This is a genomic window from Chitinophaga jiangningensis, assembly GCF_900142605.1.
Taxonomy (GTDB): domain Bacteria; phylum Bacteroidota; class Bacteroidia; order Chitinophagales; family Chitinophagaceae; genus Chitinophaga; species Chitinophaga jiangningensis.
Map to the genome: position 1 here is coordinate 374,362 of NZ_FRBL01000007.1, position 14,312 is coordinate 388,673.

The following is a 14,312-nucleotide window of genomic DNA, read 5'->3' on the forward strand; positions in this document are numbered from 1 at the left end:
AACTGATTTACTAGCTTTTTTTAAAAAATTTAGTGTCTGGTTATTCGGGTTTTGAGCATTTTCCTGGCGAAGTGGATCCTGCTTTTAACTGTTCCTAGTGGTTCATTGAGTATAGCTGCAATTTCATAGTACTTATAACCTTCGAAATAGAGTAAGAACGGTTGTTTAAAGATAATTGGCAGATTGTAAACGGCCATTTGTACATCCTTCACGCGGAGTTCGGATTCGGCGAAGTTTCCGATGGCGGAAGGCTGGTGACTGAGCAGATAGTCGCCTACGGCGCTGTCCAGCAGTCTGAACTGGCGGTTTCCTCTGCGGTAATTGTTAATAAAAATGTTCCGCATGATGGTATACAACCAAGCCCTGATGTTGGTCCCTGCGAGGTATTTATCGCGGTTTGACAAAGCTCTGAACAGCGTTTCCTGGTAAAGGTCTTTGGCTGACTCTGAGTCTTTGGTTAATGTAACTGCGTAAGGACGCAGAAAATCGGCGTTTCCTAGTAACAAATTGTTGAATTCGGTGGATGACATAACGGTTAACTTTAAATTTTTTCGAAATACGCTACAGTAACAGCTCCTGCGCGGAGCGGGGAGTAGGATAAAGACCGTCAGAGATGGTATCCACCGGGCTCCAAACCGGTGCTGCTGCCAGTCTTCTCAGACCTGTCGGAAAGGAGTTATCAGCACCTGACCTTCAGCCTGATAGTAAGTGCCGTTAATCTGGTGTTTTTTGTAGTTTCATAGTGATGCGTTTTAGTTAGAAAATATGCTTGCATATGGGGCATTCTGAATAAGGGTAAAATCCGGTAGGCTCATCTTTTATGAAGCCTGACTGATAAAGAGATCAGCATAACGCCTGTGATGATGGCATAAAAGCCGAAGATCCAGGTAAGGGTGACGGCTGCGGCCACCGGGTTGGATAATAGCAATATGCCGAAAAAAATAGTTAAAAGTCCTCCAGCGATATACCATCCTTCTCCGGTAATAACCTTTCTGAGCCTGATTGCAATTATAATCTCGAACAGTCCGGCTATAACAGCCCAGAAAGCAACCAGGTAAATCAGCGCAGTTCCAGTGGCAAAAGGATTAATAATGGTGAGGACCCCTAATATTATACCAACAATACCAGACAAAAGAAACACCCCCCAGTTCTCGGAAGTCCTCCTTGCTGCTACTGCTCCTATTACAGCGAACGTACCGGCGATGAACAGATATGCTCCGAAAAATACTACCAGGGTGGTAAAAGTGGCTCCCGGCCATACAATTGCCAAAATCCCCAGTACCAGGGCAAAAATGCCCCGAAGCAAAAAAATCCACCAATAGTCGCTATAAAAATTAGGCATGCATCCTTGTTTATGGTTTCACAATCCGCTGCAAATAATCGGTAGGTAAGCGTTTAAAGCACAATCAGACATTTTTTCGATAACAGTTATTACAACTCAATAAAAACTTAGAAAACTCAGGTACCGGAAGCACATTCACTACTTGTTGTGTAAAAACCGTTGAAAAAGGGGCCACACTTTGGGGAAATTCTCCCATGCAGGGTGCGACAACCTTACGGTTCCAGGTGTTTTCATATTCGGTATTTCTCTTATTACAGATGGATGGGGTTATCTGATATTGATGCCACAATCCCCCTGAAACAATAAAATACCAATTGAACAACAACAGGTTAATTAAAAATGTTTAACGGGTACCCGGACGCTCTATAAACTAACAGACCGATACTCACTTATGACGCTAAAAACTCGCTAATAGAATTCACATACAACAAACAACATATATGTTGTTTTCTTAAGACTAGGACTCTATTATAAATTTATAAATTTTTGTTAAAATAAACAAAAACCTTTTGGGTGGCCGTTTTACATAACGTTTTTCAATTACTAACACTGACGTACATACGAAAATGAGGTTTTCAATTGGTTAATAAAGTTTGTCTTAACGGTTATTTTCTGACCTGTCTACTTTTAATCTGGCTTCCCTGTTTGCAATCTCCCAGGCCGTATAGTATACTAGCTGCGCTCTACGCGCCAGCAATGCAAATTCGATTTTTTCTACGGTGTCACCCGGCTGGTGGTAATCCGAATGCGTACCATTAAAGTAAAAAATTACCGGAATATTTTGCTGGGCAAATTTGTAATGATCAGATCTCCTGTAAAAATCTTCTGGGTCTCCGGGGTCATTATACTTATAGTCCAGCTTAAATCGGGTAATACCATTGGCCGCCTCATTGATCGGGCGGAGCTCCGAACTCAGCTTATCATCGCCTATAATGTAAATATAATTAGTATCCCGTTCATGGGCAGGATCAATTCTGCCTATCATATCAATATTCAGATCCACTACGGTGGCCGACAACGGATACAACGGATGATTGATATAGTAACCGGAGCCCAGCAAGCCTTTCTCTTCTCCTGAAACCAACATAAAAACCACACTCCTCCGCGGTCCGTTCCCCTCCTGCTTCGCCTTCGCAAACGCTGCGGCAATCGCCATTACAGCGGATGTACCCGACCCGTCATCATCCGCACCGGGGTACAATACACTGTCCTGCACTCCTAAGTGATCATAATGCGCCGTCACAAAAACATACTCGTCCTTCTTATCACTCCCTTCCACTATTCCTAAAATATTTGATGGCTTATAAATATTACTTTTCTTATCTAGGGTTATCTCTATAGGAACCCTAACGTGAACAGGTATACGCAAATGACCTTTGCGGGTGTCTAACAGGCTATCGTTGTAGGCCTTGCCCAGCAAAGCAGCTGCCATGGCAGGTGTGATATAATACAAATTAGGCCCCTCCGCGGCCGCTCCCGGCATATAAATCCCCGTATGACGCAGCTTGTTTTTATTCAGTAACCGGTAGTTTCTGGCATGCGGCGAAATCACCAGCAGGGCCCGTACACCGGCAGCACGTGCGGCCGACAACTTGTTATAAGTAATACCGTAATCTCTTGGTAATCCGCCAGGTACTCCTTCCCGGATCAGTACTACTTTTCCTTTCACATCCACATTTGCATAATCGTTGAAACTGGCCGTGGAGATACCATATCCGGCAAACACAACCTGATCTGTACGGATCGTTTCAGACTTGCTTTCCAACAAGTCAGTAATGAAGTCCTCCCCAAAATGGTAGTCCGTATTCCTGATCCGAATCACTCCTCTGATCAGCGTATCCTCATACATTTCATAAAACTGTTCCCAATTACCGGCAGCACCGGGCTTTACGCCGGCCTGCTTCAACTGGGTGATGATATAGGATGCCGCCATTGCCTGGCCCTTTGTAGCCGTTTCCCGGCCCTCCATTTGCGGACTGGCCAATACCTCCAGCCAGGGCCTGATAGTGCCTGGTTGGATGGTTGCAGCGTATTTGGCAGCAATCCCTGTGGTACGCAGGTCCTGCTGGGCAATGCCAGAGAAAGAGATACCAATCAATAAACAGGTGACAGCAACACGGATAGATTTCATGCGGAAGAACATTTAGCCTGGGATACTTTACTCTTAACAAAAAAAAGAGCCGGGAAGTTCCCGGCTCTTTAAATTACAAAATTTATAACAGCTGCTTAGAGGCAGGTCATTTTACGAACCCTGTTTTCGTGGCGGCCACCTTCAAATGGCGTGTTGATAAACACATCCACCATCTGATTTGCCACTGCCACATCTACAAACCTGGCAGGTATGCAAAGTACATTCGCATTGTTGTGCTGCCGTGTGAGTCTGGATAACTCCTCACCCCAGCAGATAGCAGCCCGGATGCCCTGGTGCTTGTTGGCCGTAATAGCCACCCCGTTAGCACTGCCGCAAATCAAAATACCGAATGCAGCTTCTTCGCGCTCTACCGCTGTGGCCACCGGATGTGCGTAATCCGGGTAGTCCACCGAGTCTTTCGTATGCGTACCGAAATCCTTTACTTTCAAACCTTTTGCTTCGAGGAAGGAGATCACTTCTTCCTTATACTCAAAACCCGCATGATCAGCGCCTATGGCTACCGGAAGTGCAAGATTAAAAGTCAATTTTTCCATAACAAGTAATTTTTCAGATGAATGAAGTTGGCTTACCGTTTACTTTTCAACAATTATGACCATTCTTCAATTTCTACATTCTGCTCTTTATTCTCACGATCACGCATGGCTTTCTTAGATATAAAGATACTGATTTCATACAGGAGGTATAAAGGCGTAAACACAATCAGCTGGTCAATCAGATCCGGCGGCGTGATAACAGCTGCCAGGATCAAAATAACCACTACAGCATGCCTGCGGTATGAACGAAGGAACTTAGGTGTAATGAGTCCAAATTTGGTCAGGAAGAATACCAGCACCGGCAATTCAAACAATAACCCCATACCCAATACAATCTGCGACATCAGATCGAAGTAGTCATCAATAAAAAACTGGTTAACCGCTTTATCGGTAATAGTATAAGACGCCAGGAAGTTAATCGTGAACGGCGCCATCAGAAAATATGCGAAGAATATTCCCAGGAAAAACTGGAAAGATACCCAGAAGATTACCCCCCTGGCGCCTTTCAGCTCTTTCTCTTTCAGTGCCGGCTTCACAAAGCGCCAGAACTCCCAGAAGATATACGGGAACGAACACACGAAGCCAATCATAAATGCCAGTTTAAACTGCAGCATGATCTGGCCAACCATCTTATAGTTCAAAAAGGTTACCGGCACAGGTGTAATACACAAGGCATCACCCAGATTAAAAAAATGCCCAATCGCACAAAGTGCCCTGTAAGAAGGGAAGGTGGCATTGGTAGGTCCAAATATCACATTGTCCAATATCTCCTGCGTATAGAGAAATCCAAAAATACTGAACGCCACAATCGACAATACTGATCTAACGATATGCCAGCGAAGGTCCTCCAGGTGATCAAAGAAAGACATCTCTGCCTTATCGTTATTCTTCGAAAAAAATTTCTTTAACATGTTCTAGTGTTCAAACCGGTTTGAATGCGGTGATCAAAATCAGAGGCACAAATATAGCGGATGGATACAACAAATACAGAACTGTTTTACCACCGGAAATGCATCATTTTCCGCAACGGTTTAAACGTTTTCCGCAGAGTTCGCAATCAAAATAATAAATAAAATGGAAAGAGTAAGATGAGTTAGGGCAAAAAAAAGAGCCAGCCCGAGAAGAATCAAGAGCCGGCCTTTCATCCATTGTTTGTTAACCCCAAAAAAGTTGAATTCGAGAATGTCTTTGGCTCCCAGGTCAACTACTTACCTAATTGATGGCAAGCGTTCAGAATAAGTAAGAATCTCTGGTAGCTTTATTTGTAATACAAAAATAACGAGAAATATTTTATTATCAATGTTGGAACACTTTTTTTACAACCTTTTAACAAAAATCAAATCATTGTGTTACATCATCTATAGCAAATGTATACATTCCGTGTTAAATTCCTACTACTTTTTTAAAAAACGTTTTAGCAAATATTGTTATTGTCTTGTTAACACAAATATTAGAAAAAAATATAAATAGTTTATATTTTTTTTATAAGCGGTTTTTCAGGATGCAAAAACTGCAATTTTTTATCCTAAAATCTTCATTTTGACCATTTCTATCCTTGTGTCTGTCACATTCAGGATATCAAATTCATAGTCATCTATTATGATCCGCTCTTTTATCTTTGGAATGGTTTCGTGGTGATTAATAATATAACCCGACAAAGTTTCACTCTCATCTTCCGGAAAATCCAGTCCGTATTTCTCATTCAAGTAATCAAGTTCCAGACGGCCGGAAAAAATATATTCCTTCTCGGCAATCTGCTTTTCTACGAACTCCTCTTCATCATGCTCATCTTTTATCTCCCCGAAAATTTCCTCTAATACATCCTCTATGGTCACAATACCGGCAGTACCGCCAAATTCATCCACCACCCAGGCAATGCTCTTTCTTTCTTTATTGAACTTACTCAGCAAATCTATCGCACTCATGGTTTCAGGAACAGCCAGGATCGGGTGAATGATAGACTGGATGTCCTTTGGCGCCTTAAACAGGTCCAGCTGGTGGATATAACCCAGTATATTATCTATACTGCCGTCATAGATCACTATTTTCGACAGCTTGGTTTCCATAAACTTGCTACGGGCGTTTTCTATCGGGCTCGTGATCTCCAGCGCCTCTATTTCCTTTCTTGGAATCAGGCAGCCCCTGATCTTCACGTGTGCGAGCGACAACGCATTTTCAAACAGCTCGGTGTTCAGCTCCTGATTTTCACTGACGTGCTGTTGCGACTGGCGGATGAAATTTTCCACATCCACCCGGGAAAAAGATTCCCTGTTTTCCAGCAGGCGTACGTTAAATAAATACTTCAGCATCCATTCAGCAATAGATACCAGTACATTCCCGATAATATACAGCGGCTTGGCGATCATGGAAATCGGCAGCGCAAAAAAGCTCAGCAGTGCCTCCGGTCTGGAACGGAAAATTGCTTTCGGAATAAAAAAGCCCAGGAAAAGGATCAGCAGAGACGCCAGCAAGACCTCCAGGAATATAACCAGCGGCTGCATGTTCGCAATTTCCGGTGCTGCCACTACCCCCAGCGGCTGAATAGCACCTGCCATCATAATGCTGTAGATCACGATCGTAATCGTAAACCCTACCAGGCTGGTAGCCAGAAAACGGCTGGGATGCTCATTTAAACCGGCCAGAATTTTACCGGTAGTCCTACCCTGTTTCTTTTTGAGTTCAATACTGAGCTTATTCACATTCGCGAATGCAGACTCAATACCGGCGAAAAAGCCCGCCAGCAGTACCAGAAAGACTAAAATTATAAGTGTATAAACGTCCATCTCAACAAAAATAACAAATTAGGAAAACCAACCATCACGAGGCTATTTTATATTTAAAAAATCTTTTACAAGATTTTTCACTTCTTCATAGGCCCTTTCCAATACATCATTAACAACAATTTTATCAAATTCATGCGAAAAAGATAGTTCGTAACGGGCTTTAGCCAGGCGTTCATCCAGGGAAGCCTGGGTTTCAGTTCCACGCTCACTGAGGCGCTCACGCAGTGCATCAATAGAAGGTGGCTGTATAAAGATCGTCAGTGCCTCCTGGTGATATTTTTCCTTAATAGACAAAGCGCCCTTCACATCAATATCTACCATCGGAATCTGATCATTACTCCAAATTCGTTCCAGTTCGCTCTTCAGGGTACCGTAATATTTTCCGGCGTACACCATTTCATATTCCGCAAACGCATTTTCATCGATTTTCTGATGAAACTCATCGGTGGTCATGAAATAATAATCCCTGCCATCTACCTCGTTAGCGCGGGCCTCGCGGGTAGCAGCGGAGATGGAGAACGCCAGCTGCGGCATTTCTGCCAGTAATTTTTTTACGATAGTGGTTTTACCTGCACCGGAAGGAGCAGTAACGATAATGATCTTTTTTTCCATATGAATTTCTCGGGTACCCCAAATACAAAACCCAAAAACCAGGATTTAGTTGCTGGTATTTGGGCTCTGTTGGCAGGTATGAACTTGAAGAATTTATTAAATACGTTTGATATCGGCGCCAAGTTTCCGGAGGCGTTCGTCGATATACTGGTATCCGCGGTCAATCTGATCGATATTCTGAATGGTGGATTTACCTTCTGCGCTGAGTGCAGCTATCAGCAGGGATACACCGGCTCTGATATCGGGGCTCGACATAGTAATACCACGGAGGTTGTGCTGGCGGCCAAGGCCGATCACTACTGCGCGGTGTGGATCACAGAGTACAATCTGTGCGCCCATGTCGATGAGTTTGTCTACAAAGAACAGGCGACTCTCAAACATTTTCTGATGGATCATCACACTGCCTTTTGCCTGTGTGGCCACCACCAGTACTATACTGAGCAGGTCAGGGGTAAAGCCTGGCCATGGGTGATCAGAAATAGTGAGGATGGAGCCATCCAGGAATGTCTGAATCTCATACGTTTCCTGAGAAGGTATGTAGATGTCGTTTCCGCGGATTTCGAGGTTGATCCCCAGCTGGCGGAATTTTTCCGGGATAATGCCCAGGTGTTCCACTCCGGCGTTTTTGATCGTGATCTCACTCTGGGTCATGGCAGCAAGGCCAATGAAAGAGCCGATTTCAATCATATCCGGCAGCATGGCATGCTCGCAACCTCCCAGGTACTTCACCCCTTCGATGATCAGCATGTTGGAACCGATACCCTGAATTTTGGCGCCCATGCGTACCAGCATTTTACACAGCTGCTGCAAATAAGGCTCGCAGGCAGCGTTATAGATGGTGGTAGTACCTTCAGCCATAACGGCTGCCATCACAATGTTGGCAGTACCGGTTACACTCGGTTCATCCAGGAGCATGTAAGTTCCCTTCAGGCCGGTGGTTTCGAGCCGGAAGAAGTTATCATCCGAATCGTATATAAATTTAGCGCCGAGGCGTTCAAATCCGATGATGTGGGTATCCAGGCGGCGGCGACCAATTTTATCACCTCCCGGTTTTGGGATAAACGCTTTTCCGAAACGTGCCAGCAATGGACCGGCGATCATAACGGAACCGCGTAAACGGCCTGATTTCTTTTTAAATTCGGGGCTCTGCAAATAATCCAGATCGATCGCGTCAGCCTGGAATTCACAGACATCTCTACTCACACGGTTAATCTTTACACCCGCCTCACCGAGGAGTTCTATCAGGAGGTTGACATCTACAATGTCGGGGATGTTGGATATGGTTACCTTTTCAGGGGTAAGCATTACTGCACTGATGATCTGTAAAGCTTCGTTTTTGGCACCTTGAGGAACAATTTCCCCTTGCAGACGGTTGCCGCCTCTTACTTCAAAAGCACTGCTCACTACTTATTCCGGTTTTTGTTGAATTTGTTATTATGCTTGTTATTATTTCCTTTGCCTGGAGTGTTACTACCGCCTTTGAACTTCTGATTCTGCTGGAAGTTTTTACGTTTACCGGTGCTGGTACGGAAGTGATCACCACCCATTGTATTGCCGGAAGGCTGGGTAAATGACGGGGTGCTTGCTACTGCCGGAGCCGCACCTGGATGATATTCCAACTGGTTGCCGGTAATAGCCAGCAGCTCAGCTTTGATAGCATCATCATGCACGCTCTCCTTATGCCAGTTGCTATAAGCGAGCTTCATGTAGTTGGCCACCACCTGGGTGAAACCTTCTTTCTTCTCCGGGTTTTCTTCGACAATTGCTTTGTCGATCACCATTTCCAGGTTTTTACCAAAGTGCCTGTTTCTTGGATATTTTTTAGGATATGCCAGTCTTTCAGGTCTTGCCTTTAAAGTTTCTCTGGTAGGAATTGGATATGGAGACTCCACCTGGAGCCCAAAGCCGGATATATTGAAGATATGATCCCAAAGTTTATGTCTGAAATCCTCCACATTTCTGAGATGCGGATTCAGCGTACCCATCAGCTCTATAACCGCCATTGCATTACGCTGGCGCTCCATATCGTCCTCTATGGTCAGCAGGTATTCCACCATTTTCTGGATATTCCTACCGTACTCTTTCATTATCAGGTGATTACGCGTGGTATTGTATTCCATTAGTATTATTTAATAAAATTATTTGATGAGGAGACATCTTAATGAGAACAAATGTGATTCTCAAAAGGGAAGAAGTTAATCGGCAACATCATTGCAAACATAATAAAAAAATATGAGGAACATTTCACATCCGGGCATTGTTTATAAAAGCATATCCATGTTATCCCCGGAAGGTATTTTAGGCCAATTACCTGAGTCCCTGGCGGACAGTCACGCGGAGTTCCGTGCATGCCGGCGAGGCAAGCCGGAAGACGTTGCGGTACGATTTCCCCTGAGCGGCAGCCGTTACTTCTTCCGCCACCGGCATTGTTGATCAGTGATGATCACAGGGCCGGGTAAATTGGTTATTTTTTTCTTAGTTTTAACTATGCAGCATCAAAAGATCCCCATTCTCTTATTGCATGGCGCGCTGGGAGCGGCCTCGCAGTTCGACGCGCTTACATCCACGCTGGAGCAGCATTACGACGTACATACCCTCGAATTCAGCGGACATGGTCAGCAACCGTTTTCGGCGGAAGGCTTCAGCATCCCTGTGTTTGCAGGTGAGGTTTTACGTTACCTGGAAGAAAAAAACATCGACTTCATTCACGTTTTCGGGTATAGTATGGGCGGCTATGTGGCCCTGTACCTCTGCCGGCACCACCCCGAAAAGATCGGCCATGTCATTACCCTGGCCACCAAGTTCAACTGGAACGAAGCCACGGCCACCCGCGAGGTAAAGCAGCTGAATCCGGAACTGATCGAAGAAAAAGTACCGGCGTTTGCCAAGGTCCTGGAAACACGGCATGCCGCATCCGACTGGAAAGAAGTGGTAAATATGACCGCCCTGCTTATTGCGGAGCTGGGACATACCAATCTCCTGAAGGCCGCCGATCTGGGGCAGATAGCATCTCCCTGCCTGGTAATGATGGGTGATAAAGATGGCATGGTATCCTTTCAGGAAACCATTGAGGCTTATAAATCGCTCCCGCTGGCACAACTGGCCATATTACCAGATACGGTACACCCGCTGGAAAAAGCAGACGTACCGTTGCTGGCATATCATATAAAGCGTTTTACCACGCAGCAATTCGATTGATTATTCGTCGCCCATGGCGATTTTACCCCAGTTATTCAGTTCCTCTTCTGTCCACAGTTCAGGGAAGAAAACGATCCTTTTATTTTTCGGAGGCAGAAACTGCTGCCAGTTGGTACCACCAGTGGCGGCAATATCTTCCGGCTTTTTATGCAGGTATCTTACAGCAGACTTATAGTGCATCAGCGGCCAGCGCACGTTGATGTTGAGGTCATATTCCCGCAGGAGTGGTGCTACTTCTTCCTGCTCCTGGGGAGTGAGCTGTTTATAGCGTAATTGAATATTATTTTCCTGGTACCTGTTAGCGGTTTTCAGGAAAGTCTCCATATACTTCAGTTCAAACTGGCGGAGGGTAAGGGTTTTCTTACCGGTAGCCAGCTCAGTGGCACCGCTTCTCCAGTAAATATTGTCCAGTACATCCTTTAAAGCTGCACCACGAACCTGCTCCCGCTGTGGCTCATACACCAGGTTGGATAAGGTAGTGGAACAGATTTCAATTAACCGGAACTGACCGCTCTGGAATCCACTGGCGGGCAATAATGCCATCCGGAATTTCAGAAATTGCTCCTTATCCATTCCATCCACCATAATCTCAAAGGAGCTGATCAGGCTTTTGAAATAATTATTGATGCGCTTCAATTGCACCTTAAACGCCTGGGCGGAGGCCTCCGGCGCCTGGCAGATCTGCTCAATAGCCTGGAGGGTCAGCTTAAAGTACAGCTCCGTGATCTGGTGATACATAATGAATATGCTTTCATCCGGAAACGGAGTCCGCGGGTGCTGCAGATTCAGCAGCACATCCAGTTGAATATAGTCCCAATAAGTAAGGTAATCCGCGTACAGAAGCCCGTCCAGGTAGGACGAGAGGTTTTGACCCATCGCGGCATATTTTTCTTCCAGCCGTTGTATTTTTTCGGCGATTTCTGTTGTAACCATGGCGAAATTTAATAATTAAGAATGAAATGGCAACTACGGCCAGCTCATCCCCATATTATTATTCTACCACGTTGATCGTGCGGTAAAAGCTTTCTTCGAGAGAAATGAGGGTTTCAGTTCTTTCAATGCCTTTTATTTTCTGTAATTCGTCGTGCAGAATACGGCGTAACTGGGTAATATCTTTACAGATGATTTCTGCGAACATGCTATAGCTACCGGTCGTGTAATTAAGGCGCACCATTTCTGGTATCTTTCTTAATTCTTTGGCTACCGTATCGTACATGGAACTTTTTTCCAGGTATATTCCAATAAAGGCAATTACATCATAGCCAATCATTTTTAAATCTACATGTAATTTAGTACCTTTAACTATACCCAGTTCTTGTAGTTTCTTCATTCTCACGTGGATAGTACCCCCGGAAACAAATAACTTCTTTCCCAGGTCTGCATACGAGATCTCAGCATTATTCATCATCTCGCTGATTATCTGCAAATCAAGTTTGTCAATATTCAAATTGTGGCTCATTTTTACAATTTGTTTTTGAATGTTTTAAAGTTATATGCAAATATTTAAAAAATATCGAAAATTCAAAAATTTTTCTTAAAAAATTTGCAAAGAATCACCAACCTCTTTAGATTTGCATCATAATCATTACACAAAACGCCGTTGAAAAGCAAAAGCAGTATTGATTATACACATATTGTGGGATGATGAAACTGGCAGACATGCCCTCTTGTCTCGGGGGTGGGGATCACAGGATAAACGTAGTATAATTGGGTTGACCACTAATCTTACTTGTACTATGGCTAACTGCTCCGTGGAGGTTCGACTCCTCCTCCTACAGCTGAATTGGTTTAAAGAGTCCGTGGGTAATGCTCACGGGCTTTTTTGCTTTTGGGAGATTTAAATCCTGAGATTTGAGGATCAGCCGTGCCTTCGGCACGGCTGATCCTCAAAAAGAGAAAGGGCTAAAGGCCCTTTCTCTTTTTGAGACTGAAACCAAAACTGTATTTTTGCGCCCAAATGGGACAAAAAAAATTAGAACGCTTCGCAGAAATAGAAACTTTTCCTAATGTATTGATCTATCCTGAAGGGATGCAGGGAAAGTGGCACGAATTCTATCACAACAACCATCCGGTAACTTTAGAACTGGCCTGTGGTAAAGGTGATTACACGGTAGGACTGGCCCGGATGTTCCCCGAAAGGAACTTCCTGGGGGTAGACCTGAAAGGCAACCGCATCTGGAGAGGTGCAAAAACCGCGCTGGATGAGCAACTCCGCAATGCAGCATTTCTGCGTACCCAAATCGATAAACTGAATAACTATTTTGCCCCCGGCGAAATAGGCGAAATATGGATCACCTTCCCTGATCCGTTCCTGCGTCAGTCGAAATCAAAAAAACGCCTGACACACCCGCGATTTCTCGCTTTATATCAGCCACTGCTCGCCCCTGGCGCTACCATCAACCTGAAAACCGATTCGGAAGAACTTTATGAGTTCACCAAAGAAGTGATACAGCAGGCAGGATGTAAGCTGATAGAGAACATCTCCGACGTATATGCGCTGCAACCGGTGCCAGCACTGCTGCAAATACAAACGCACTATGAAAGGTCGCACCTGGCAGATGGCCGCACCATCCGCTTCCTCAAATTCCAGCTGCCGGATGCGCCGCTGGACTGGCGTAATATTAAATTAGCAACTGATGAAGAAATCGCTGATAGAAAAGGTTGATTTCTATTATAACGAGCAGGGCTATATGGTGTTTACAGAAAAATTTCACCTGGACCGTGGCCACTGTTGCGGTAACGGCTGTAAACACTGTCCATACAATTACGAGCAGGTGCCGGAACCGAAAAGAACGCTCCTGCTAAATAAAAGAAAAGATATACAGCAGCCATAAGCTGCCCCACGCCGGAAGCGGGCTCCCCTCCTGCTTCCGGTATGAAAAAATCAAAAAATAACACCCCGATTGCAACATTGCATAATTTTCCCCATTATCTTTAATTATGACGATACTTAAACTGAAGCTGGATCAGGATCAACTGGTGGAGGACTTTTTTGAGAGTTCCCACTTGATCGGCATTGCCTCCACTGCCCGTGATTACCAACTCTGCTGGCAGATTAACCGTCACCTGCATACCAATTTCCGGGTCAACAACTCTCTGGAAATCACCCTGACTAAAAAAAACAGGTCCTACCACTTCCCCGTGCTGGATTTTCATGAGCCTACCAATGCCGTTGTGCATTACTGCTATAACAACCATTGTCAGGCGGAATTCCTGCTGCCGGAACTCAAACAGATCCATTTTCTCTGGATGATCAAGGGTGACTACTACCAACAGGAGGATGTGAAAAAAATAGTGGAAGAATTAAGACACGTACCGCAGGTACAATTAGTATCTTTACTGGATATTCGAGAGATCAGGAATAAGATGAACCTCATTTTTTAGACAGGACATAACCGATAATAATCTTAACCAGTCCACGTAGAAAGCCCTACGATAAAAGTTTCCGCATATGTGGGAAGAAAAAAACAATCAGTTATTCCGGGCCTTTACCTTTAAAGATTTCCGGGAAGCTTTTGCCTTTATGACCAAAGTAGCATTAACGGCCGAGAAGATGGACCACCACCCCTACTGGACAAACGTGTATAATAAGGTGGAAATCTATTTGTGCACACATGACGCAGGTGATATTGTTACTGAAAAGGACAGGCAACTGGCCAATGCCATCGACCAATTATTTTAGATAATTTATT

The 14,312-nt window shown here is 44.6% G+C and carries 17 protein-coding genes; 6 read left to right on the top strand and 11 right to left on the bottom strand.

Going from position 1 to position 14,312, the window contains the following annotated elements; all coding sequences use genetic code 11:
* Window positions 1–29 precede the first annotated feature (29 nt).
* The 9 genes from BUB18_RS19735 to BUB18_RS19775 form a co-directional block, all read right to left on the bottom strand.
* Complete coding sequence (locus BUB18_RS19735; RefSeq protein ID WP_073084385.1) at window positions 30–530, bottom strand: RNA polymerase sigma factor; 501 nt, start codon at window positions 528–530, stop codon at window positions 30–32.
* A gap of 281 nt (window positions 531–811) precedes the next feature.
* On the bottom strand, window positions 812–1,342 hold the full coding sequence (locus tag BUB18_RS19740) for an HdeD family acid-resistance protein (RefSeq protein ID WP_073084386.1): 531 nt from the start codon (window positions 1,340–1,342) through the stop codon (window positions 812–814).
* 598 nt (window positions 1,343–1,940) lie between these two features.
* Window positions 1,941–3,473 carry a M28 family peptidase gene (locus tag BUB18_RS19745; protein ID WP_073084388.1) on the bottom strand — a complete coding sequence of 511 codons (1,533 nt, stop codon included), beginning with the start codon at window positions 3,471–3,473 and terminating at the stop codon, window positions 1,941–1,943.
* Window positions 3,474–3,568: 95 nt separating this feature from the next.
* Complete coding sequence (gene rpiB, locus BUB18_RS19750) at window positions 3,569–4,027, bottom strand: ribose 5-phosphate isomerase B (protein ID WP_073084390.1); 459 nt, start codon at window positions 4,025–4,027, stop codon at window positions 3,569–3,571.
* A gap of 53 nt (window positions 4,028–4,080) precedes the next feature.
* A complete protein-coding gene (gene tatC / locus BUB18_RS19755) occupies window positions 4,081–4,938 on the bottom strand; it encodes a twin-arginine translocase subunit TatC (protein WP_073084392.1) in 858 nt (285 codons plus the stop codon).
* A gap of 609 nt (window positions 4,939–5,547) precedes the next feature.
* Complete coding sequence (locus BUB18_RS19760; RefSeq protein ID WP_073084394.1) at window positions 5,548–6,810, bottom strand: hemolysin family protein; 1,263 nt, start codon at window positions 6,808–6,810, stop codon at window positions 5,548–5,550.
* A 42-nt stretch (window positions 6,811–6,852) separates the two neighbouring features.
* The gene (gmk, locus tag BUB18_RS19765; protein ID WP_073084396.1) at window positions 6,853–7,422 is read right to left on the bottom strand and encodes a guanylate kinase; all 570 of its coding nucleotides are present in this window, start codon (window positions 7,420–7,422) and stop codon (window positions 6,853–6,855) included.
* A 96-nt stretch (window positions 7,423–7,518) separates the two neighbouring features.
* On the bottom strand, window positions 7,519–8,826 hold the full coding sequence (gene murA, locus BUB18_RS19770; protein WP_073084398.1) for a UDP-N-acetylglucosamine 1-carboxyvinyltransferase: 1,308 nt from the start codon (window positions 8,824–8,826) through the stop codon (window positions 7,519–7,521).
* The gene (locus BUB18_RS19775; RefSeq protein ID WP_073084399.1) at window positions 8,826–9,542 is read right to left on the bottom strand and encodes a DUF4290 domain-containing protein; all 717 of its coding nucleotides are present in this window, start codon (window positions 9,540–9,542) and stop codon (window positions 8,826–8,828) included. The genes murA and BUB18_RS19775 overlap by 1 nt, the downstream gene beginning before the upstream one ends.
* Before the next feature lie 112 nt (window positions 9,543–9,654).
* Between BUB18_RS19775 and BUB18_RS29435 the strand changes: the two genes are divergently transcribed.
* Both BUB18_RS29435 and BUB18_RS19780 read left to right on the top strand, forming a co-directional pair.
* Window positions 9,655–9,855, top strand: coding sequence for a hypothetical protein (locus BUB18_RS29435; protein WP_143160012.1), 201 nt, complete (start codon window positions 9,655–9,657; stop codon window positions 9,853–9,855).
* A gap of 54 nt (window positions 9,856–9,909) precedes the next feature.
* Window positions 9,910–10,620 carry an alpha/beta fold hydrolase gene (locus tag BUB18_RS19780; protein ID WP_073084401.1) on the top strand — a complete coding sequence of 237 codons (711 nt, stop codon included), beginning with the start codon at window positions 9,910–9,912 and terminating at the stop codon, window positions 10,618–10,620.
* Here BUB18_RS19780 and BUB18_RS19785 read toward each other — a convergent pair whose 3' ends face one another.
* Both BUB18_RS19785 and BUB18_RS19790 read right to left on the bottom strand, forming a co-directional pair.
* On the bottom strand, window positions 10,621–11,553 hold the full coding sequence (locus BUB18_RS19785; RefSeq protein ID WP_073084403.1) for a tryptophan 2,3-dioxygenase family protein: 933 nt from the start codon (window positions 11,551–11,553) through the stop codon (window positions 10,621–10,623). It abuts the gene before it with no gap.
* A gap of 58 nt (window positions 11,554–11,611) precedes the next feature.
* A complete protein-coding gene (locus tag BUB18_RS19790; RefSeq protein WP_029465139.1) occupies window positions 11,612–12,079 on the bottom strand; it encodes an Lrp/AsnC ligand binding domain-containing protein in 468 nt (155 codons plus the stop codon).
* Window positions 12,080–12,577: 498 nt separating this feature from the next.
* Between BUB18_RS19790 and trmB the strand changes: the two genes are divergently transcribed.
* The 4 genes from trmB (at window position 12,578) to BUB18_RS19810 (ending at window position 14,302) form a co-directional block, all read left to right on the top strand.
* Window positions 12,578–13,285, top strand: a complete 708-nt coding sequence (trmB, locus tag BUB18_RS19795) for a tRNA (guanosine(46)-N7)-methyltransferase TrmB (RefSeq protein ID WP_073084405.1) — start codon at window positions 12,578–12,580, stop codon at window positions 13,283–13,285.
* Window positions 13,257–13,454 carry a C1orf53 family protein gene (locus tag BUB18_RS19800; protein WP_073084407.1) on the top strand — a complete coding sequence of 66 codons (198 nt, stop codon included), beginning with the start codon at window positions 13,257–13,259 and terminating at the stop codon, window positions 13,452–13,454. The genes trmB and BUB18_RS19800 overlap by 29 nt, the downstream gene beginning before the upstream one ends.
* 106 nt (window positions 13,455–13,560) lie before the next feature.
* Complete coding sequence (locus tag BUB18_RS19805) at window positions 13,561–14,004, top strand: IPExxxVDY family protein (protein ID WP_073084408.1); 444 nt, start codon at window positions 13,561–13,563, stop codon at window positions 14,002–14,004.
* A gap of 67 nt (window positions 14,005–14,071) precedes the next feature.
* Entirely contained in the window at window positions 14,072–14,302 is a 231-nt protein-coding gene (locus BUB18_RS19810) for a 4a-hydroxytetrahydrobiopterin dehydratase (protein WP_073084410.1), read from the top strand.
* The last annotated feature ends 10 nt before the right edge of the window (window positions 14,303–14,312 follow it).